We start from the raw sequence: 20,899 nt of genomic DNA on the forward strand, positions 1-20,899 counted from the left end.
GAAAAGGGTAAATACCCCTTTCCCCAAATTTTTCTGGTGGTCTTGTGGAGCTCTACGACGTTAACGAGTTCTGGAAGTTTGACATGCGCGTCGGCCTCGTGAAGAGGGCCGAAAGAATAAAGCGGACACGGAAGCTCATCAAGCTGGAAGTTGACTTCGGGAACGAGGAGCGGACGATAATAACGGGCATAGCCGACCAGTATTCGCCGGAGGAGCTTGAGGGGAGGAAGTTCGTCTTCGTTCTCAACCTCAAGCCGAAGAAGCTGAGCGGTGTTGAGAGCCGGGGAATGCTCCTCCTTGCGGAGAGCGAAGATGGGAGGGTTTACCTCCTCCCGATTCCGGAAGGGGTACCTGTCGGAACGAGGGTGTGGTGAATGCTCTTCGGAATTTCGGGATCTAACACCCCAAACCTTTTGCTCTTGGGAATCAGGTGGGACGGCTCTTCCTCCTACCGAAAGGGCGCGAGGGAAGGGCCGGGAGCCATAAGGGAGGCCACCTCCGGGGAGCTCTACAACAGCTACACAGAGAACCTCGTCAACCTTGCGGAGAAGTGGAGGTACAGAGACCTCGGCGACGTGGATGGGGAATCCTTCGCGGAGGTTCTTAAGAAGGTGAGGAAGCTCGTGGGGGAGAACTACAGCGGTGGGAGGTTTCTCTTCCTCGGCGGCGACCACTCCATAACCTACGCCACCTTTAGAGCCCTCAGGGAGGCGAGCGGTGAAGAGTTTGGACTGATATACTTCGATGCCCACCCCGACCTCTATCCTCATTATGAGGGCGACCCCTACTCCCACGCCTGTCCAGTGAGGCGCCTCGTGGAGGAAGGGTGGGTTAAGGGCGAAAACGTTGTGCAGGTGGGGATAAGGGCTCCAACTACTGAACAGCTCGACTTCGCTAGGAGGGAAGGAATAAGGATTTACTCCGCCTCAGACGTGTGGAGAGGGATTGAGGTGGAGGTGCCCTTCGAGAGGGCTTACCTCTCCTTCGACCTCGACGTACTCGATCCAGCATTCGCCCCTGGCGTTGGAAACCCGGAGCCCGGCGGACTGAGCACGAGGGAGCTCGTGGAAATAATAAAAAGCATTGACGTCGAGGTTGTAGCCTTCGACGTGGTCGAGCTCAACCCGCACTATGACGTGAGCAACGTAACGGCCTTCGCCGCGGCGAAGATAATCAGAGAGGTTCTCGGGAGGTGAGAGGATGTGGCGTCACGCGGTTTTCGTGGATGAGAACGTTGCCTTCTCAAGACGGCCCAGAGAAAAGGAGATCACCGAAATTTCAAAGGATTTCAACGCGGTAGTTGTCCTTTTGGAGGAGGACGAGTTCCCTTACCCTCTCGAGGAATGGGAGGAAAGGGGTGTTGATGTTTTGCACAGCCCCATCCCGGACTTTACTGCTCCCTCCATTGAGCAACTCCTCGAAATCCTTCGGTGGATAGACGAGCGCACCGGGGAAGGAAAAAGGGTTCTAATTCACTGCTGGGGCGGCCTGGGAAGGAGTGGCACGGTAGCAACTGCTTGGCTCATGTACTCCCAGAGGCTTTCTCTTCGCGAGGCACTTAGGGAGGTCAGAAAAAAGAGGCCCGGCGCCGTTGAGACGCGGGAGCAGATGGAAGTTTTGGAAGAGCTTGAAAATGTTTTGAGGGGATGGTAAAATGCTGAAGTGCACGTCCTGTGGAAGGGAGTACTCCATGAGAAAACCCCACCAGAGGTGCGAATGTGGGGAACCGCTTGAATTCGAGCTGATGAAGGGCCTTCCGGGAATAGGAAGGCGGGTTTGGGAGCGATTCTCGGAGTTCTTCCCCTTTGAGCTTGAGCCGGAGCTGAGCCTCGGTGAGGGGGATACGCCGCTTGTGAAGTCAAAGCTCTCCGGGGAGCTTGGAGTGAGGCTCTACCTCAAAAACGAGACCTTAAACCCCACGTGGAGCTTCAAGGACAGGGGTACCTACGTAGGAATTCACAGGGCGCTCCAGCTCGGCTTTAAAAGAATAGGCACGGTCTCGACGGGCAACATGGCGGCGAGTGTGGCGGCCTACGGCGCCAGGGCGGGATTAAAAACGTACCTCCTTGTTTCATCCACCATAGCAGAGGAGAAGCTCAAGGCCTTAGCCCCCTACGGAGCTAAGGTCATCAAGGTTCGCGGCGATTACGGCGAGCTCTACCGCAGGAGCCTCGAACTCGGGAGGGAGAGGGGAATATACTTCATCAACTCCGACGACCCCTTCCGCGTTGAGGGCTACAAGAGCATAAGCTTTGAAATTGTTGAGGAGCTCACACCAGACTATGTCATCATCCCGACGAGCTCTGGAGGACTCTTCAGGGGAATAGTGAAGGGATTTAGGGAGCTCGCGGAGAGCGGTTTGATAGATGCCCTTCCACGTTTCGTGGTGGTGCAGGCGGAGGGATGCTCCCCTATATGCAGGGCCTTCGAGAGTGGAGCGGAGAGAATAGAGCGCTTTGAGAACCCAAGAACCATGGCCCATGCCATAGAGAACCCCCATCCCCCGAGCGGAAACGCCGTCCTGAGGCTCCTGAGGGAGCTGGACGGCCTCTGCGTGAGCGTGAAAGATGAGGAGATACTCGAGGCCCAGAGGGAGCTCGGAAGGGAGGGCCTGTTCGTCCAACCCGCCTCCGCCACGGTCGTGGCTGCCCTAAGAAAGCTCGTGGAAAGTGGAGTGGTTGAGGAGGGCTCCAGAGTGCTCGGGATACTCACGGGCTCGGGCCTCAAGGTGCTCCCCCGGGAGAAGGCATTTGGGGAGGAGGTGGACATCAAAGACCTCCTGAGAAGGGCTGATTTATGGTGATGAACTCCCTCTGGAGCAGGTGAAGTGTTTTTTCGTCAAGGGCTCTCTCGTCAACATAGACCACCATTAGTTTTTTCTCCCTTATCACCCTGTCTTTCAAATCCATGAGGAACCTTACTGTGGTCTCGGGGCCGTTTTCCACGATGGAGTACTCGACGGCGTCAATGAAGACCGCATCGTAACCGGAGTGGATGTGGGACGTGATTATATCGAGCAGTATGCCGAGTTTGGTGGGTGAGATTGCCGTAACGCTTTCTTCCTCTCCCTCCTTTGCCCTCGTGAGCCAGAAAACTCTTCCATTGTTTATCTTGGCCTTCGTTCGGGTTATCAAAAGCACGTTTTTCGATCCCTTCAGGAGCCTCTCAAACAGCTTTCTGCTGGTTACCAGGAAAGCACCGCTTATTATCAGCTCTGAAGGGGTCGCCCTTCCCAAAAACTGGGTTCCAAAGAGGCCCGTGGCCAGAAGAATCTTACCCGCCGTTTCAAGAACGTAGATATTTTCCATCGCCCCGAGATCCTTGAGGTAGAGGAGCTTCAGAAGTGAAGAGAGACCGAAAAGAAACGCCCCCCCTGCCAGGGTCAGCGAGTATTTCCTTTCTGTACGGCGGGGGAAGAATACGGTGAGACCCAGGAAGAAGAGGCCCGCCACCTTGGCTATGACGGCAACTTCGTATGGACGGAGGGGAGGAAGGATCTGGGCCACTGCAAGCGCCATTAGGGCCATCTCGAGAAGGTAGAAGAGGATAACCACCGCGTATCCCATAAAGAGCCACTGGGGATATCTAATCTCCATCACGCTACGGTATATGAAAACGCTCTGTACAGCCACGAGGAGGGCCGCGAAGACGAGGAGAACGTTCAGATAGACGATTATGTACTGGGGAGGGAGTGGCACGTTCGGGAGTACGATAAGCTGGAAGTACGGGGGGTCAAGAAAGGGCACAAAGAGCTCGAATAGGAACGCGAGCGTAAGGTAGGAATACGCCGAATTCCTGCGGGACAGTGTGATGTAGGCGGTGGAGAGAAACAGGAAAACTGTGGCGGCAACGTTCACCAGGAGGTATCCAATCATAAGCGCCCTTTATTTAATAGGCTGCCGACGTTTATTAATCTTTCCGGGGGTGTCGAATTCCTGCCACAGCCGCGAAGTTTATTAACCCACCCGGCGAGGAACTTGCATGAAGCTCATACACGACCCTATTCACGGTCATATAGAGCTCGACGACTTCGCGCTCAAGCTGGTGGACACGCCTCAATTCCAGAGGCTCAGGCGAATAACCCAGCTTGGCCTCGCCTACCTCGCGTACCCCTCCGCCAGGCACACGCGTTTCGAGCACTCCCTCGGGACCTTCTACATAGCTAGGGTACTTGCCTCCCATAATGGAAGTATGGAGGAGGGGGTGGAGTACGCCGCCCTGCTCCACGACATAGGGCACTACCCTTTCTCGCATACGCTGGAGGCCATCTACCCGCGGCACGAGGACAACACGAGGCGTATTCTCGCGGAGGGCGAGATAAGGGACGTCATCGAGGAGCGCTACTCCCTTGGTGAGTTTTTGAAGCTCCTGAAGCACCCGGCGGTGAGCGGCGATATTGACGCCGACAGGATGGACTACCTAGTCCGCGATGCCTACTACACCGGGGTTGGCTACGGGGTGGTTGACCTCGAGAGGCTTATAAGAAACCTGATCTATGACGGCAGGAGTCTCCTGATAGGGCAAAAGGGAATTATGGCGGCTCAGTCCCTCCTTCTCGCGAGGAGCATGATGTACCCGACCGTCTACCAGCACCACGTCTCGAGGATAGCCAGCGCCATGCTCGTGAAGGCCGTTGAGCTCGAGGGCATCCCCTACGAGGAGATACGCTTTATGGACGAGGTGGACCTGATAGCGAGGCTCAGGGAAAGCGAGCGCGAGGAAGTGCGGGAGCTTGTGAGGGCTGTAGATGATAGGAAACTTTACAAGCGCGTCCTTTACTCTCGGGAGGAGCTTGGGAGGCTGGAGGAGCTGAGGGCACTCCTGGAGGACGAGTTCGGCCATCTGGCCCTCCTCGACTATCCGCCAAAGCCGAAGTTCGAGGAGAGAAACGCCCATGTGGAAGGGGGAGGTAGGCTCAGCGAAGTCTCACCCCTCGTGAGGGCCCTCGTCGAACTCAAGGACACCCACTGGCGCTGGGGTGTCTACGCGAGGGAGGACGTGGTTGAGAGGGTCAGGGAGTGCTTAGAGCTTTAACTTTATCCCTCCCCTTTCTATTGAGAAGGGAACGGTCCGGAGAACGTGATGCGTCCGGTTCATTCCGTAAACCCTGAGGTAGCGCTGGGGTTGCGGCTCTTCACTTATGCCCAACTCTATGACTCCATCGGCCATGGCACTTATGAGGGTCTCCACGGACTCGTTCTCTATCCCCCAGTTCATCTCAAGAATCCACACCTGCCTGCTTTTCCGGGCGAAGTCCCTTAGCGAGACGAGAAAGTCGTAAACAAGGGAGCGCCTCATACCCCTGAAGAGGGAGTTTACAGAGGACACGAAGCCGAGCATGTAAGGGGGGCTGTGGTCGAGCATCGCCCGGAGCGTCATCCCCTGAAGGGCCTGAATGAACGAGCCAACGTCGTAGGGATCCTCTATTACGGGCTCTGCACCGGGTTTTGAGTTCAGCCTGCGGGTGAAGATATCCACGAGGTATAGATGGCTTTTATAGGGCTGGAAATCAAAGCCAATCCCCCTCCAGTCTTCGAGTGTCTCCTCCGGTGATTGGTCCGCCGCGAGTCCTATGACGGGTATCCCCATTTTGACATGGTTGTACAGTGTCTGGCCCGTAAAAACGCTCTTTCCGGCCTTGGGGGCCCCCTTCAGAAGTACGATGCTCCCCAAGGGGATGCCACCCATGATAAGGTCATCAATGATTCCCGTTGGTACTCTGACGGGGGCTTCATGTTCCATAGGCCTCACTGGCGCAGGCTATATTTTCAGTGTTTTATAACCTTTTTGTCAGTAGTATTATTGTGTTTTGGAAAAGTTTACAACAATTTTGTAACGTTTGGTAGTTTCATGGTCATTAAATAGTTCGGCATGGTTGATTTGCGATTCTTTTCGACCACCATCTAAGCGAAAAGATTTTTATACTTTAGGAAGCACTATTCTATGCAGTAAACCGAGGTGGTGTGCATGCATGAACTCCTAGATTTCGCCGTTGAGAAGGCCCTCGAACTGGGGGCGGATTACGGGGAGGCGCGCTTCGAGGAGAAGAGCGGCACCTCTCTGGCAATGAAAAACGGAAACCCGGAGGGTCTTTCGGTAGAGGCGGAGAGGGGCATAGGTATTAGAGTTCTCGTGAACGGTGGCATGGGCTTCGCATCAACCAACGTTCTAACCAGGGAAAGCGTTGCCGAGGCCGTCAAGAAGGCCGTGAAGTTAGCTAAGGCCGCATCTAAAGTGAGGAACGAGCCGATACGCTTCAGCGAGGAGGACTTCCACGAAGTTTACTACGAGGTCAGGATGAGGAAGGACTTCCGCGACGTCTCCCCGGAGGAGAAGCTCGAACTCCTAAGGAAGATCGAAGAGGAGGTAAAAGCCACCGGCGTCAACGTGCCGATGCGCTATCTGATGTATTCTGACGAGGTGTGGCACAAGATCATCGTCAACAGCGAGGGGGCCCTGGTTGAGAGCGTTATCCCGCGCGTTTCCACCGTTTACAACCTCGTCGTCTTCGAGAACGGCCAGATGGAACAGGCCCCATTTGTTAAGAGGGCCTTCGCCGGCGGCCTTGAGCTGATCGAGAAGGACGAACCCTGGGAGTGGGCGGTCAAGGACGTGCAGGCCCTTAAGAAGTTGATCTACGAGGGACAAACACCGCCGGAGGGGAAGGTAGACCTCGTGATAAGCCCCGAAGTAGCGGGCATAGCCGTCCACGAGAGCGTTGGGCACCCCTACGAGGCCGACAGAATTTTCGGAAGGGAGGCGGCCCAGGCGGGGGAGAGCTTCGTGAAGCCCGACATGCTCGGCGAGAGAATTGGAAGTGAAGCCGTTACCGTCATCGAGGACCCAACACTCCCGAACAGCTGGGGCTTCTACCTCTACGACGACGAAGGAGTGAAGGCCCGCCCGAGGTACCTCATAAGGGACGGAATCATCACCGAGTTCCTCACCAACAGGGAGTACGCGGCGAAACTTGGCCAGCGCTCAAACGCGGCCGCGAGGGCAATCAACTACAACCGCGAGCCGATAGTCAGGATGGCGAACACGTATTTGGCTCCCGGCGATTATTCCTTCGAGGAGCTCATCGAGGACGTCAAGCTCGGCGTCTACATGGTGAGCTTCAACGAGTGGAACATAGACGACAGGCGCTACCAGCAGAGGTACATCGGCAGAGAAGCCTACCTCATCGAGAACGGTGAGATAAAGCACCCTGTTAGGAGGCCCATCCTCGAGATAACGACGAGAGCTTTGTGGAGCAGCGTTGATGCCGTTGGAAAGGAAGTCGAGTACTATCCGGGAACCTGCGGCAAGGGCGAGCCCGGACAAGGAGTCCCAGTCTGGATGGGCGGAGCGCACGCGAGACTGCGCGATATCCCGCTGAGGAGGCCGTGAGGTGGTGGAGATGTTTGACGTTAACGAACTCATCCTTAAGAAGGCGAAGGAACTCGGCTTTGGAGACGTTGTTGTCCTCGGCTACGAAAAGGACCGGAGACAGGTCCGCTTCGCCAACAACGAGATAACCGTCGCCAAAAACTGGCACGAGAGGAAGGTCGAGCTCTTTGTGGAGCTTGAGAAGAGGGTCGCCGGAACGACGATAACCGAGCTGAGCGAGGAGAACATCGAGAAGACCCTCAAAACGCTCCTCTCGAACATGAAGGGCATGGCCCCGAAGGAGGACTACTACGGCATAGCTGAGGGCCCCTTCGAGTACAGAGACATCCCTGAGACGTTCGACAAGGCGATAGTTGAGCTCGATGAGCCGAACGAGTACGTCGAGAGGGCCATAAACGCGGCCCTTGAGGAGGGTGCCAAGAGGGTAGCTGGAGTGCTCTACACCGACCACGACAAAATATACCTCACAACGAGCAACGGAGTGGAAGCTTTCGACGAGGGAACGGGGATAGAGATAAGCGTCAGGGCATTCATCGGCGACCTCGAGAGCGGCCACGGGACGAACTCCGTAAGAGTCCTCAAGAAGTTCGACCCAGAATCAGCTGGGCGAAAAGCGGGAGAGATTGCCAAGCTTGCCCAGAGCCCGGAGCAGGGGCCGGAGGGGAAGTTCGACGTTATCTTCGACCCGCTGGCCTTCGCCAACCTTCTCAGCTACATGAGCTTCATGACGTCCGCCTATGCCGCCGAAGCTGGTTTCTCCTTCCTCGTCAACAAACTCGGCCAGAAGGTCGCGAACGAGATAGTAACGATAAAGGACGTCGGCAACATGCCGAACGGCTACGGCACGAGGAAGTTCGACGACGAAGGCGTGCCGACGAGGGAAACGACCATAATCGAGAACGGAACGTTCAAGACCTTCCTCCTGAACACGAGCATGGCGAGAAAGTACAAGGTCGAGACGACAGCCAACGCCGGGCTGATAATGCCGCAAGCCTGGAACATCGTCCTTGAGCCGGGCGACTACTCAAAGGAGGAGCTGTTCAGCGAGGTCAAGCACGGCATCTACATAACCAACGTCTGGTACACACGCTTCCAGAACTACGTGACGGGGGATTTCTCAACGATACCGAGGGACGGCATATTCCTCGTGGAGAACGGCGAGCTGAGGCCGATAAGGAACATCCGTGTAAGCGACAACCTCCAGCACATACTGGAGAGCATAGCTGCACTCGGAAAAGAGTCTCACCACATCCACTGGTGGGAGGTTCAAACACCTGTCTCAACACCCTACGTTCTGGTCAAGGACGTCGGGATAACGAGGGCGACGAAGTGAAGCCCTTTCGGGCTCCCTCCACTTTTTTAACTCTATGAAGGATTAAAGGGAGGTATTCCCCTAAGTTATGCTGGAGATCATAGGGTATCTCCATGGAACCCGTTTTCCTTAATCATCCACTTGAGGCAAGTAACAGGCATAACAAACTGGAAGGCCGAGAAAACGCTTAAAACTTCTTTCACGTTTACCAAGAGTGGGGTGGAAAAATGGAGGCCATTGAAAACTCCCGCTTGAATAAGTTTCACTACAAGCTTTTAGCGATCCTCGGAACCGTGTGGGCCTTCATAGCGGTCAACACCATAGCGGCGAGCTTCGTTATTGCTCTGCTCAAGAAGGAGCCGGCATTCCGGGGAAGCCTGACGAAGCTTGGCTCCCTCGGCTCGGCGGCGCTGTTCGGCATGCTCTTCGGGGCGTGGCTCTTCGGCTACGCCTCCGACAGAATTGGGAGGAAGAAGGCACTGATTCTGGCGGTCTCGACTTTCTCGCTCGGCTCAATAACCAGCGCCTTTGCCGCTAACCTCGACCAGCTCATAGCCCTCCGCTTCATTGTAGGCCTCGGCCTGGGCGGCTCCCTGCCGGTTGCGAGTTCATACTTCGCCGAGTTCATGCCCCGTTCGGTGAGGGGGGCGATGATTTCCATCCTCGAGAGCTTCTGGGCGGTAGGGACGATAATAATCGGCGTCGTTGCCCTTCTCGTCAAGGCGGACTGGAGGAGCATACTCCTCTTTGGAGGTGCAGTGGTGCTCCTCGTTCCGGTTCTCCTAACGCTGCCAGAGTCTCCGCGCTTTCTCCTGTCCAAGGGCCGTGTTAAGAACGCCGAGGAGACCCTCATGAAAATCTTCGGCGTCAAAGTGAAGCTTGAGAAGCCCGAAGCCGGCAGAAAAGTTTCAGTAGGGGATCTTTGGAGGCGCTACGGGAAGAGAACACTCATGCTGACCATCGCCTGGTTCAGCATAGCCTTCGCCTACTACGGGTTTTTCATCTGGCTCCCGAGGTTCCTCTCCGCCACCCTTGGAATAACGGTCTTCAGGAGCTTCCAGTACTTCATAGTAACGGCCATAGCCCAGCTCCCCGGCTACTGGAGTGCGGCTTACCTCCTTGAAAGGATAGGGAGGAAGAAGACCCTTTCCTACTACCTCCTGCTCTCCGGCCTCGCAGGACTCGGGTTCTACTTTGCCGCCAGCTCCGGAAACGAGGGGGCGATAATAGCGAGCGCGATAGCCTTCAGCTTCTTCAACCTCGGCGCGTGGGGAGCCATCTACGCCTACACACCGGAACTTTACCCGACCGAGGTCAGGGGCACCGGCACAGGGTGGGCCGGAGCGATGGCGAGGATAGGAGGCGGAACCGCACCAATAATCGCAGGAAAAATCATGGAGGTTAGTGGTGCGGCCCTGGCGGTGCTGGTGATAGCCGTGGTGGCGATAATCGGAGCGCTGGACGTGCTGGCCCTGGGAGAGGAGACCATGGGGAGGGAGCTCGCGTGAGCCTCCCCTCTCCACTCTATCCAAACACTCCCAGCGCCGGCCCTATGGTTATCCCCATGCTCAACAGTCCGCCGAGGATTAAAGCTGGAACTGTCTGTCTCCTCTCGATGGCAAAGAGGTAGGCTGCTAGAGAGCCTGTCCAGACGCCAGTTCCCGGCAGGGGGACGGCAACGAAGATTACGAGACCTATGAACCCCCACCTCTCCACGTAAGGATGCGCCTTGATTCTAACGCCCTCAAGGTAGTACAGGTAGAGGGGGGCCACCTTTCTGAGGGGCGTTCCCTCCAGCCAGAGCATGAACCTGTCTATGTACGGCAGAACCGCCGGGAGAACGAAGGAAAGGAGCAGAACACCGAGGGTGGCCGCTAGAAGGGTTCCCCAGAGAGGATACCCCTTCCCGATGCCGTAGACTATCGCGTAGCGCCCCTCAAAAGTCGGAATCAGCGAGAGCAGGAAGACCTCACTGAGATTATTCAACGTCAAACACCCCCAGTTTGAGACCTCTGACTATCCGCCGGTAGTAGGGGAGCCACAGGCTTTCGGTGAGTTCCACGGCCATGCCCGTCCACGGGCCGAGCACCAATGAAAAGAGGACGTCGCTGAACCAGTGCACATGGAGTAGGAGCCTTGAGAGGGCTATGGCCAAAGCCCAGCCCCACCAGAGCGGCCAGAGCTTCTTCCAGCGCCCGGCAAAAAAGTAGGCGAGCACCGCGGCCCTGGCCGTGTGGCCTGAGGGGAAGGCAAAGTAGTCGGCGTTCTTCAGGGATTCTAGCAGGTTCCAGTGAACCTGGGCCTCACCCGGCCGGGGGACGCCGGTCAGAACCTTGAGCAGGCCCACCGCAACCATCGAGGCCACTATTGTAATGCCCACCTCAAGGGTGAAGCGGCTCAGCTTTCCCCGCTTTACAACGTCCCAGGCAATAAATACTAGGATGTAAAGCACAACTGCGGCGAAGCTCCCCGTATCGGTGAGAATGTTAACAAGGGAGCCTCCGTGGGGAAGCGCAGAGTTCGCCCATGCGTTGGCCCCATTGAACGAACCGAGCCATTCCATAAGGAGCAAGATTATCAGGAATGCCGTTAAAGTTAGAAAACTCCAAGAGCCGGGGCGTTCATTCATCCTCTCTTCCCTCCTTGATGGCAACCGCGGCGAAGAGCGGTGCTATTGTAAGAAACTCCACTGGATTTCCTCTTATCTTTCTACAAAGTCCTACAGTGCATAGAGCAAAAAGGTCGACGATACTATAAGAGACTTTCTGAACCTGTCCGCCGGTATGCAATTACAATGCTCCTAGACGTGAAGGTTGATGCCGGAAACGGAAAGGTGCTCCACATTGAGAACGGCGACGAGAGGGAGAAAGAGGACACTGAAGGCGGCGAAGAGAAAGAACCCGGAAAAGAGCTTGAGAAGGATGAATCCGCTAACTCAGTGGACAACGACACCATAAACGAGGAAGTGCAACAGGAAGGTGAGAACTGAGCGTGCCTCATATTCTTATCTTTACATTTTGAAAAACGTACCAGATAGCTTTTAGAGATTGCGTGGTAGGAGAGTTGGGAAGTATGATGAACATAGCCAGCTATATCTCCGTTATTAGGTCGTTGGACGGCAGGGCCCTGGAGCTCCTGGGGATGGCGGTGGCCACTTATTACCTCAGTGTGCTTATCTACGCCCTTCGGTGGAAGATAGTGCTAAACGGCATGGGAAGGAGTATCCCCCTAATGGAGCTGTTGAAAATCCATCTCTCCTCGATTTTCGTTAACAACGTAACCCCAATGAGCCGCGGGGGCGGCGAGATTCTAAGGGTCACATGGGTTTCAAAGAAGCACAAAGTGCCCGTAGCCCTCTCAACTGCCAGCATACTCTACGAGAGGATCTCAGAAGTGATACCCCTGCTTATACTCACCCTTTTGGGGGCTTCATACTTTGCAACGCATATTGTGGCATTTGTAGTGCTTGGAGGGATCGCTGCGGTACTGCTGTGGTTCAAATGGGACGGAGTAGTGATGCTCTCGGTCAGGCTCTTCAGGGTCAGCCTAAGACAGGATGACCTGGTTAGGATGCTCGAACTCAAAAAGAAACCAACCGTGAGCATACTTACCGTCGGCCTGAGTTCGGCCGTGTGGCTTTTGGATGTTACCCGGCTGAAGCTTATAGCGATGGCCTTCGGCTGGGATCCACCGCTCACATTTCTTGCGATAGTCTCGCTGGCCAACCTGCTCTTCGGCCTGATGGCGTTCACACCTGGCGGAATTGGGATAGTTGAAGGAGGGCTTCTTGGAACCCTTACCTACTTCGGAATCCCATCAACGCTGGCGCTCTCGGTGACGTTAATCGAGAGGTTCATCTCGTACGTATCGAGTACGGTAGTCGGTTTCATGGCCCTGGTAGCTTCCGGAGGTGTTGAAGTATGGAAAGCCTTAAGATCGCACTAGTCTCAGACTGGTTCTTTCCAAGTGTGGGGGGCATAGAATATCACATCCACGACCTCGCCACTCACCTGGTGGAAATGGGTCACGAAGTCCACGTAATAACGAGGTTTGGAAACTATCCCGACGAGAAACTCCCCTATGATGTTCACCGGTTTAGGGGTAGGGTAACGATGGATAGCTTCCACGTGAGCATTGGAACGGATGCGTTGAAACAAATAAACGAGCTATACAAAATGGAGCACTTTGACGTAACCCACGGACACAGCATATACTCACCCCTGGCCGTCGGTGTTGCCAATCTCTCAGCTGGGATAAGGGGGATTCCAAGTGTTATAACCAATCACTCTCTTCTTGGGGACTCAATTTTAAATCCAGCGTACATCACTCTCCTGCGCATCTCCCTCCGTAAGGTCAGTTCGTTCATCGCCGTTAGCAGGGCGGTTGAAGGGGACACGCGCTCAATCCTCGGCAGGAACCTTGGAAAGAGGGAAATTTACACCATCCCCAACGGGATAGATGCAGATTTCTGGGAGCCACCGGAGGATAAGGAGGAACTGAAGGAATCCCTCGGCCTAAAAGGAGTGGTCGTAGCCACGACCTCCCGTCTGACGAAGAGAAAGCGGGTTCATGTGATTCCGGCGATTGCAAAGAGTGTAAAAGAAGAACACGGCGAAAACATGACGTTTCTGATAATTGGAGATGGACCCGAAAGGGAGACTATCGAACGGCTCATCAGGCAGTACCGCGTTGAGGACACCGTGAAACTCCTCGGAAGACAGCCGAGGGAGAAAGTACGGGAGTACCTACAGGCTAGTGACGTATACCTATCGCCCACAATTTATGAGGCCTTCGGAATAGCCGCGCTTGAGGCACTGGCCTGCGGCGTTCCGGTGGTTGCAAACAACCATGGGGGAATAAGCGAGGTCGTAGAGCACGGAAAGACGGGTCTGGTGTCTCAGGACGACGGTGAACTGGTGCAAAACCTAATGGCTCTGATTGACGATGAGGAAATGAGGGAGGAAATGGGCAAAAACGCAAGAAAGAGTGTGGAAGACCGCTTTAGCTGGGAGGCTGTAATTCCAGAGGTGCTGGACGTTTATGAGAGAACAATGAACCGGGGAGGTGGAAATCCGTTTCTCCTTTACAGGTTCCACCAGGCACTCAAGAGGGGGGTTGCAGATGCTGGTGTCTTTAACCTTTGATGTTGAGCAGGACTGCCCGCCCTACCTGAGCACAACCAGGGGAATGGAAGAAGGTCTTCCAAAAATCCTTGACCTGCTCGAAGAGAAAGGCGTAAGAGGGACATTCTTCTTTACCGCGCGGATGGCGAGGGAGTACCCCCATTTAGTAAGGCGCGTTGTTGATGAGGGTCATGAACTGGGAAGTCATGCCTACAACCACGAACGGCTGGACAGACTTTCAAAAAGCGATGCCGAAAGGGCCGTAAAAAAATCCCTAACTGTGCTGCGAGAGTTTGGGGATGTTGTCTCGTTCAGGGCTCCCAACCTTCAGTTGCCTTCCTGGCTCTATGGAGTGCTGAATGAGAACGGAGTACTCGTTGACTCCTCCGCTGCCCGCTACAAAGGATATCTGGAGGGCGTGCATTATGTGAACGGCGTTCTTGAGGTGCCAGCGTCGGTAACCTCCTCAGTTCTTCGCCTTCCGTGGAGCATTCAACGCGCGATACATTCTCACCTCCGGGAACCAAGGGTTTATTTTGCCCATCCCTGGGAATTCGTTCCGATGGGAGGGGTACGCTTTGACTGTCGTTTTAACACAGGTAATAAAGCCCTTTTGTTGCTTGAAAGGCTTATAGACCACTATAAACGGGAGAACGTGAAATTTTTATTAATAGGGGAATATCCCGGTATCTTCGCTGATGTGGAATCCGCAAAGGGTTAGAACTCCATATTCATTGTGACGGATAAATCAGGGTATGGGCCCGGGTTGTGCCCCGAAACAGTTACTGGAATATGGGTTTTGAGAAAGAAAAATGCTAGGGGCCTCCCGATTAATTGGCCAAAATGTTTATAGCTCTAATCCTAAACCTCCAATGGTGAGGTATGTGCTGGAAATATTGAACGTTGTAATGCGGTTTTTCACCTGGGGATTCTCCTTCTACAAGTGGGTGAAGAAGCGCGAGGAATTCATGCTCTTCTTGAGCGTGGCCCTGTGGATAGACTTTCTGGCCGTCCTTACCCAGAAACCAATCCTGGCGCATTTGGGGTGGGTCCCTGAAGTAGCGGTTTTAATACCCCTCCTAAGCACGTTTGCGGTGATAGAGGGAACCCTCCTGATAGCAGCGGCCCTCCTTGTTCTCGATAGTCTTAAAACGCCATGGGGACAGCTTGTGGTCGTTCTCAGTGTCGTCCTCGGTTCGACATACGTTCTTGTGGGGACTCTCCTCAACGAGCCCCCTACGGTTCTCTTCGCGTTCCCCCTTCCCTTCATGGGGGCCTCCCTCATTCTTGTGGGATACGCCCTTATCAAAGAGGAGGTCGGCGTTAAAAACGTGGCAACGCTGTTCCCCCTCGGACTGATTCTCTTGGGGAGCATTAACGCTACTTACCCCCTTACAATAAAAACCCCTCTCGCCCCCTACCTCTACGGCGCGGGAGCGGTTTTTAGGGCCATGGTTTTCGTGGGCATGGCGAGGTACGCCCTCTTCCACGTGGTTCCCCCGAGAAGCACGAGCGTGAACCTGCCGCCCGGAGCGTTCTACGTGGAAACCCGGAGGGCTCTAAGAGCACTGGTTCATAAAATGCAGCGTTCTGGAAACGGTGTCCTCATAACGAGGAACTCACCGCAGGGAATAACCCCCACGTTCCCGGTTTTCTGGATTACCAGGGTCATTTCCGGCAGGATACGCGAGAACACGACGGCAATTTCCCCCACTGACATCGGCATCCTCCTCGACCTCGTGAGGAGGCACCTTGAGAAGGGCCATTCACTCGTGGTGGTTGATAGCTTGGAATACCTTGTGGTGGAGAACGGCTTTGAAAACGCGTTTAAGTTCCTGCTCTCCCTGAAGGATAACATCATGCACTTCCACGGCACGCTTATTGTGCTAACATCGCCCTCCATGTACTCGGAAAATCAATGGGCGTTGATTTCAAGGGAGCTGGAAAGGCTCGACCTCGAATGACGGGACCCGCTACGACCTCCTAACTTCAACCCACGTTGAGTGATAGGCGGAGCCGTTTCCGTAGCCATTAACTGTCTCATCTGTCGTGAGGAAGTTCGCGTTCCAGCCAAGGAGCCTCGCCCAGAAGGCTTTGTAGAGGAGGACAACTCCCCTTGGGACATCCTCTGTGAGCTTTGCCAGGGTTTTCACTCTTCCGTTGTCGTTGAAGACCTCCACCTCGTCGCCTTCTTTTATCCCTCTCCCCTCCGCATCGAGCGGGTTGATGTAGAGGCGGGGATCAACCATCCCGTAGGTGTTGTGGTACTGGCTCGTTATCGTCATCCTGTATGTCGGGGTCAAAAGCCTCAGAGGGTACTTGCCCTCGCGCTTTCTGTACTCCGGGAACGGTGAAAGGCCGCGCTCAACGGCCCGCTGGGAGTAGAATTCTATCTTCCCGCTGGCCGTCTCCCATTTCTGCGGTTTTTCCGGCACTCTGACGAAGCCCTTTCTCTTCAGCTCATCCCAGCTCAGGCCGTTGAGCTCGAGGATTTTCCTTATTACTTCCTCGTCGCTCTCGTGGAGGTGGGGGTTCTCTATCCCCAGGGCCCTCGCGAGGAGCCTCGTTACCTCGCTGTTGCTCTTCCCGTAAAGCTTCGCAACCGGCTCGTTTAGAGCTACGTAGCGGTGGTAGTAGGAATCAACGATATCGAGGCGCTCGAAGAATGTATTGGCAGGTAAAACAACGTCAGAGTAAAGGCCAGTGTCGGTCAAAAAGATGTCGTGGGTGACAACGAAGATGTCGTTCTCCTCCAGCACCTTCCTCAGGCGGTTCTGGTTGGGCAGGCTCGCGAGAGGGTTGGAGTTGTAGACGTAGAGGAACTTTATCTCGCCCTCCTCGATGTATTCTGCCAGCTTCATCTGGGGGACTCTCTTGGCGGGTTTGGTCCTTAGAAAGGCTCCTTCCGCGTAGGACTTGTCTACGGTTTTCATGTCGTAGATGAAGCCGAAGCTGTGTCCAACTAAGGCCGGGAGGATCGCTATCGCCCTTATCGCATCCCCTCCTGCCAGGGAACGCTGGAAGCCGTAGCCGATGTGAATAACGCCCCGCTTTTCCGCGTAATTCCTCGCGAAAGCCTCTATCTCCCCAACCCGCAAACCGGTTTCCTCCGCGATAAAGTCCATTTCGAGGTTCCCAACGTACTCCCTGAACTCCCCGAAGCCGTGGACGTTCTTCCTCACGAAATCCTCGTCATAGAGGTTCTCTTCGATTAGAGTCTTTGCAACTCCCAGGGCAAAAAGTACGTCCGTCTCAGGCCTTATCTGGAAGAACCTGTGGGAGCGCTTTGCTGTTTCAGTTCTCACCACATCAACTGTCCAGGTCTCAAGACCGTATCGTTTTGCGAGCATGAAGCCGTGAAGGTTCGTCCAGAAGGGATTCACGCCCCAGTAGATTATTAGCCTCTGGTTCCTCAGCTCCTCGGGATCGAGGCCAACTGCGGTGCCGTAGACGTCCCTCAAAGCCTCCTGTCCCGCTCTATCGCATATCCCGTGGTCGAGCATCGCCGTGTTCAGGTAGTGAAAGAGCCTCAGGGGGAAGGCGTAGTTCACAACCCCCCTATCGCCGGCGTACTGATAGACAAGAACTCTCTCGCTCCCGTAAGTCTCTATAGTTTCCCTCAGCTTACCTGCCACGAGCTCTATCGCATCATCCCAGCTCGCCTCTCTAAATTCCCCACTTCCCCTCTCGCCGGTTCGTATGAGTGGAACCTTTAACCTCTCCGCGGAGTGGAACCACTTTGGGAGAAGGGCGCCCTTTGGACAGAGAAAGCCCCTTGTTATCGGGTGGGAGGGGTTCCCCCTCACCGACAACTTCCCATCTCTTAACTCGCTCACCATCGAGCATGTATCGTAACAGTCCCGGGTGCAGACACTGAACATCGCCATCCCTATTTAAGTTCAGAGTGCCTAATTTAAACGTTTTTGCACATACCGCTGGCTCAACATTGAATCTTTTGTTAGATTGCTGTCCTATTGTTGCAGGAATTACACGCCTTTCCCCACCATAGCCAAAAATTTTATAACACTCTACCGCGAAGTAGAGAGATAGAAACGGTGTCCTTTCATTACGGTCACTGTAGGATGGTGATAATGATGATGCCAGTGGATAGGAAGTCTCTCTTTAAGAGAGTGCCGAGCGGAATTCCTGGTTTTGATGACCTAATCGAGGGTGGCTTCCCCGAGAACACCACGGTTCTAGTGGCGGGTGGAACCGGTACAGGTAAAACCACGTTCGCTGCCCAGTTCATATACAGGGGTGCTGAACTCTACGACGACCCTGGAGTCTTTGTAACCCTCGAGGAGAGGGCAAAGGACATCAGAAGGGAGGTTAAATCCTTCGGATGGGACTTTAAGAAGTACGAGGATGAGGGCAAGATCGTTATAATAGACGGTGTTAGCTCTTCTGTTGGCCTTCCATCAGAGGAAAAGTTCGCCCTCGAAGACAAGTTCAACGTGGACAACTTCCTCCGCTACGTTTATCGCGTTGTCAAATCAATAAACGCCAAGCGCCTCGTGATAGACTCTATACCCTCCCTCGCCTTCAGACTTGCCGAGGAGAGGCAGATCAGGGAAGTGCTCCTTAAGCTCAACACCATACTCCTTGAGATGGGCGTCACCACGGTGCTGACCACGGAGGCCCCCGCCCCCCAGGAGGGCAGGATCAGCCGCTACGGTATTGAGGAGTACATCGCGAGGGGTGTCGTCCTTCTCGACCTCCAGGAGAGGAACATAGAACTCAAACGCTACCTCCTCATAAGGAAGATGCGTGAGACCAAGCACTCCATGAGGAAGTACCCCTTCGAGATAACCAGTGATGGAATAGTCGTGTATCCGAGCGGAGAGATATACTGAACCGGGTGATATAGGTGCTCCCCCTTGACGGCGAGGAAGTTGAAAGAGAGGTCACTCGAGTTGCTACGGGCGTAATTGACGACCTTATTATGGGGGGTGTTCCCCGGGGAAGTGTTATCCTCGTTATAGGCGACCCCAAGGCGGGCAAGACGACCTTCGTGAGCCAGTTTATGCACAACCAGCTGCACTACGGTATCCCAGTAATCAGCATCTTTACGGACATCTCGCGCTACGAGTTCGTGAGCAACGCGATGGACTTTGGCTGGGACTTTGAGAAGTACCTCGACGAGGGACTCTACATAATAGACGCCTACACTACCAGGCTCCGCGGGAAGCCGAAGTTCGCCTTCGATGAGGCCATGGTAACCAACGTAAGCGACACAACCCAGATAATAAGCGCCATAAAGGACATGACGCTCAACATAATGACCAGCAGGAACCCGCCGTTCATAACCGGCGTTATCTCCTCCCTCACCCCCATATTCTTTGAGGCGGACAGGAAGCAAATCTACAAGTTTCTGGAGGACCTTAAGGAGCTAGCCCACAGGCAGAAACAGGTGTGGCTGCTCGAGATGAACTCGGGGATAGAGGCCCCCCACGTGGAGATGATGGTCAAGGCCATAGTTGACGGCATCATCGAGTTCCGCCTCATGGAGGAGGGAAAAACGCTCAGAAGGTACCTGCGCGTCTACGGAATGCGCAGAACAAAGCACGTACTCTCGTGGATTCCCTACGAGATAACGTCGAGGGGTATAAAACTCAATCTTTAATCCCGAGCCCCTCTATTTTTCTGCATACCTCCAGGTGGAAGTTGAACTCCTCGAACCACTTTCTCGGGTAAACCTTGAGCTCGTCGAGGCGGGACTTTCCGCCGAATTCGCCGAGGATGTAAACGTTGTTTACGCTCACCACCCCAAACACGGCCGCGAGGTTGAATATCAGGGAGCGCAGCCCGTAGGCACTCGCAAAAACTTCGTCCGGCTCCTCGTGGGGGTACTTAAAGAGAAAGTACTCCACCCCCTCCATTCTCGCTATGTCAGTCATCGCCACGTCCGCCGTGAGAAGGACGGTGAGGGGCGCGTTGTTCTTATCGAAGTTCTTTATGGTCTTCACGATGCGTTCGTCGTTGGAACGGCCGGAGTTTTCCACTGCCTGAACCTCTATGGCCCTGTACTTCAGCTTTTCAAACTCTCTAAGGGCCACGTAAGCTGCTTTCCTGGAGCGCTTCTTTCTCCTGTTGTGGAACTCGTCGAGGAGCTCTCCGTGGGGGAGAACCTTTTTCAGGGCCTTAATCTCGGAGGGGCGGTACTTGAAGTTCATGGCGTTCTCTATCTCCGCCTTGACGAGGTCAACGATTATTATCTCGTGGCTCTTTAGCGGCTCGAAGTTCGAGATGAAGGAGTGGTAGAGGACGTTGGTGTCGGGGGCGAAGACCACCCCCTTGGTGAGGGACTCGTAGAGCCCCAGCTTCTCCTGGAACTCATCGGCGTTGTCGTAGGTTATTATACCAGCCGCGAGGAAAGCCTCGTGGAAATCGCGGTACTGGGGGAGTTCGTCGTAGAATTCCCTCTTGTCCCGCAGAAACTCCGAGAACTCCCTCCTCCCAGTGAGAACTTTTATGTGGTAGCCGCCTTCCACAGGGCGTACCTCAAGGAGATGCATCCCGTAGAGGGGGTACTCCACCCTCAAGCCATTCCTCTGGAGGAGGTTTATGAGCAGCTGAAGTTCCGCCTTCCGTATTATGAGCTCCCTCATGTCATCTCCCTCATGAAGTCCCTCAAATGCTGAACGTGGAGGGGGATCATCATGTAGGGCCTGTCTGCGAAGGACAGCTCCGTTATGGCGAGGTAGTAGACATGGTCTATCCCCTCGTGGAGGCCCTTTATCAGCGTGCCAACGACGACGGCCTTTCGTCCGCCTGTTATGTCTACCGCGACCTCAAAACCCTCCGACTTGAGTTTTCTTATGATGGGAACCACCCGCTTTTCCGCCTCCAGAAAGCTGGCGTTTTCGATAACGACGCTCTCAATCTCGGGGTTGATTCCGAAGGCCTCGGAGATTATCCTGAGTGCCTCCTCGGTCTTCTCGAGCTTTGATCTGTAGGCTTCCTCAACAACGATGTAGATGCGTTCGGGGCGGTAGTTCTCCCTCATCAGCACCGCGTAGTAGGAGTTGATGGTCGCCCACGAGGAGCGCCCGAGCATTGTTATGTAGGCCCTCAT

At 54.7% G+C, this 20,899-nt stretch carries 22 protein-coding genes; 15 read left to right on the plus strand and 7 right to left on the minus strand.

The window, feature by feature from the left end:
- Positions 1-44: 44 nt before the first annotated feature.
- Genes metG through thrC form a run of 4 tightly spaced genes read left to right on the plus strand, consistent with a single transcriptional unit; the run spans position 45 to position 2,803 of the window.
- A complete protein-coding gene (metG, locus tag PFER_RS10620) occupies positions 45-374 on the plus strand; it encodes a methionine--tRNA ligase subunit beta (protein ID WP_048152084.1) in 330 nt (109 codons plus the stop codon).
- On the plus strand, positions 375-1,196 hold the full coding sequence (gene speB / locus PFER_RS10625; protein ID WP_048152086.1) for an agmatinase: 822 nt from the start codon (positions 375-377) through the stop codon (positions 1,194-1,196).
- A gap of 4 nt (positions 1,197-1,200) precedes the next feature.
- A complete protein-coding gene (locus tag PFER_RS10630; RefSeq protein ID WP_048152088.1) occupies positions 1,201-1,653 on the plus strand; it encodes a protein-tyrosine phosphatase family protein in 453 nt (150 codons plus the stop codon).
- A gap of 1 nt (position 1,654) precedes the next feature.
- Entirely contained in the window at positions 1,655-2,803 is a 1,149-nt protein-coding gene (gene thrC, locus PFER_RS10635; protein ID WP_048152091.1) for a threonine synthase, read from the plus strand.
- Here thrC and PFER_RS11930 read toward each other — a convergent pair.
- Positions 2,769-3,875, minus strand: coding sequence for a DUF835 domain-containing protein (locus PFER_RS11930; RefSeq protein WP_052696235.1), 1,107 nt, complete (start codon positions 3,873-3,875; stop codon positions 2,769-2,771). The two genes, thrC and PFER_RS11930, sit on opposite strands and share 35 nt — an antisense overlap.
- Positions 3,876-3,981: 106 nt before the next feature.
- Between PFER_RS11930 and PFER_RS10645 the strand changes: the two genes are divergently transcribed.
- Positions 3,982-5,034 carry an HD domain-containing protein gene (locus tag PFER_RS10645; protein ID WP_048152094.1) on the plus strand — a complete coding sequence of 351 codons (1,053 nt, stop codon included), beginning with the start codon at positions 3,982-3,984 and terminating at the stop codon, positions 5,032-5,034.
- Here the strand turns inward: PFER_RS10645 and PFER_RS10650 are convergent.
- Complete coding sequence (locus PFER_RS10650; protein ID WP_048152097.1) at positions 5,023-5,742, minus strand: RAD55 family ATPase; 720 nt, start codon at positions 5,740-5,742, stop codon at positions 5,023-5,025. The genes PFER_RS10645 and PFER_RS10650 overlap by 12 nt on opposite strands.
- Positions 5,743-5,967: 225 nt before the next feature.
- On the opposite strand from PFER_RS10650, the gene PFER_RS10655 reads away from it, so the two are divergent.
- The 3 genes from PFER_RS10655 (at position 5,968) to PFER_RS10665 (ending at position 10,209) form a co-directional block, all read left to right on the plus strand.
- Positions 5,968-7,389, plus strand: a complete 1,422-nt coding sequence (locus PFER_RS10655; RefSeq protein WP_048152100.1) for a TldD/PmbA family protein — start codon at positions 5,968-5,970, stop codon at positions 7,387-7,389.
- Between the two features lie 10 nt (positions 7,390-7,399).
- A complete protein-coding gene (locus tag PFER_RS10660) occupies positions 7,400-8,722 on the plus strand; it encodes a TldD/PmbA family protein (protein WP_048152103.1) in 1,323 nt (440 codons plus the stop codon).
- Positions 8,723-8,928: 206 nt separating this feature from the next.
- Positions 8,929-10,209, plus strand: coding sequence for an MFS transporter (locus PFER_RS10665; RefSeq protein WP_048152105.1), 1,281 nt, complete (start codon positions 8,929-8,931; stop codon positions 10,207-10,209).
- Positions 10,210-10,225: 16 nt separating this feature from the next.
- Here PFER_RS10665 and PFER_RS10670 read toward each other — a convergent pair whose 3' ends face one another.
- Together PFER_RS10670 and PFER_RS10675 are read right to left on the minus strand one after the other, a co-directional pair.
- Positions 10,226-10,687 (minus strand): COG2426 family protein, encoded by a 462-nt coding sequence (locus PFER_RS10670; protein WP_048152109.1) that lies wholly within the window; start codon positions 10,685-10,687, stop codon positions 10,226-10,228.
- Positions 10,680-11,264 (minus strand): phosphatase PAP2 family protein, encoded by a 585-nt coding sequence (locus PFER_RS10675; RefSeq protein ID WP_245612547.1) that lies wholly within the window; start codon positions 11,262-11,264, stop codon positions 10,680-10,682. Before PFER_RS10675 ends, PFER_RS10670 begins: the two co-directional genes overlap by 8 nt.
- Positions 11,265-11,495: 231 nt before the next feature.
- Here PFER_RS10675 and PFER_RS10680 point away from each other — a divergent pair, with 231 nt between their 5' ends.
- From PFER_RS10680 to PFER_RS10700, 5 genes are all read left to right on the plus strand, one after another.
- On the plus strand, positions 11,496-11,690 hold the full coding sequence (locus PFER_RS10680) for a hypothetical protein (protein WP_048152112.1): 195 nt from the start codon (positions 11,496-11,498) through the stop codon (positions 11,688-11,690).
- An 83-nt stretch (positions 11,691-11,773) separates the two neighbouring features.
- Positions 11,774-12,646, plus strand: a complete 873-nt coding sequence (locus PFER_RS10685; RefSeq protein ID WP_048152115.1) for a lysylphosphatidylglycerol synthase transmembrane domain-containing protein — start codon at positions 11,774-11,776, stop codon at positions 12,644-12,646.
- Complete coding sequence (locus PFER_RS10690) at positions 12,622-13,845, plus strand: glycosyltransferase family 4 protein (RefSeq protein WP_048152118.1); 1,224 nt, start codon at positions 12,622-12,624, stop codon at positions 13,843-13,845. The genes PFER_RS10685 and PFER_RS10690 overlap by 25 nt, the downstream gene beginning before the upstream one ends.
- On the plus strand, positions 13,823-14,545 hold the full coding sequence (locus tag PFER_RS10695; protein ID WP_048152121.1) for a polysaccharide deacetylase family protein: 723 nt from the start codon (positions 13,823-13,825) through the stop codon (positions 14,543-14,545). Before PFER_RS10690 ends, PFER_RS10695 begins: the two co-directional genes overlap by 23 nt.
- Positions 14,546-14,699: 154 nt before the next feature.
- Positions 14,700-15,788, plus strand: a complete 1,089-nt coding sequence (locus PFER_RS10700) for a DUF835 domain-containing protein (protein WP_245612549.1) — start codon at positions 14,700-14,702, stop codon at positions 15,786-15,788.
- A 9-nt stretch (positions 15,789-15,797) separates the two neighbouring features.
- Here the strand turns inward: PFER_RS10700 and PFER_RS10705 are convergent, their stop codons facing one another.
- Positions 15,798-17,705, minus strand: coding sequence for a molybdopterin-dependent oxidoreductase (locus PFER_RS10705; protein ID WP_048152126.1), 1,908 nt, complete (start codon positions 17,703-17,705; stop codon positions 15,798-15,800).
- Between the two features lie 216 nt (positions 17,706-17,921).
- Between PFER_RS10705 and PFER_RS10710 the strand changes: the two genes are divergently transcribed.
- Both PFER_RS10710 and PFER_RS10715 read left to right on the plus strand, forming a co-directional pair.
- Entirely contained in the window at positions 17,922-18,677 is a 756-nt protein-coding gene (locus PFER_RS10710) for an ATPase domain-containing protein (RefSeq protein ID WP_048152659.1), read from the plus strand.
- A gap of 89 nt (positions 18,678-18,766) precedes the next feature.
- Positions 18,767-19,447 (plus strand): RAD55 family ATPase, encoded by a 681-nt coding sequence (locus PFER_RS10715; protein ID WP_084593967.1) that lies wholly within the window; start codon positions 18,767-18,769, stop codon positions 19,445-19,447.
- Here PFER_RS10715 and PFER_RS10720 read toward each other — a convergent pair.
- Entirely contained in the window at positions 19,437-20,432 is a 996-nt protein-coding gene (locus PFER_RS10720; RefSeq protein WP_048152133.1) for a PIN domain-containing protein, read from the minus strand. The genes PFER_RS10715 and PFER_RS10720 overlap by 11 nt on opposite strands.
- Positions 20,429-20,899: a hypothetical protein gene (locus tag PFER_RS10725; RefSeq protein ID WP_048152135.1), complete on the minus strand. Its 471-nt coding sequence runs from the start codon at positions 20,897-20,899 to the stop codon at positions 20,429-20,431. Before PFER_RS10725 ends, PFER_RS10720 begins: the two co-directional genes overlap by 4 nt.

This window comes from Palaeococcus ferrophilus DSM 13482 (assembly GCF_000966265.1).
GTDB lineage: Archaea > Methanobacteriota_B > Thermococci > Thermococcales > Thermococcaceae > Palaeococcus > Palaeococcus ferrophilus.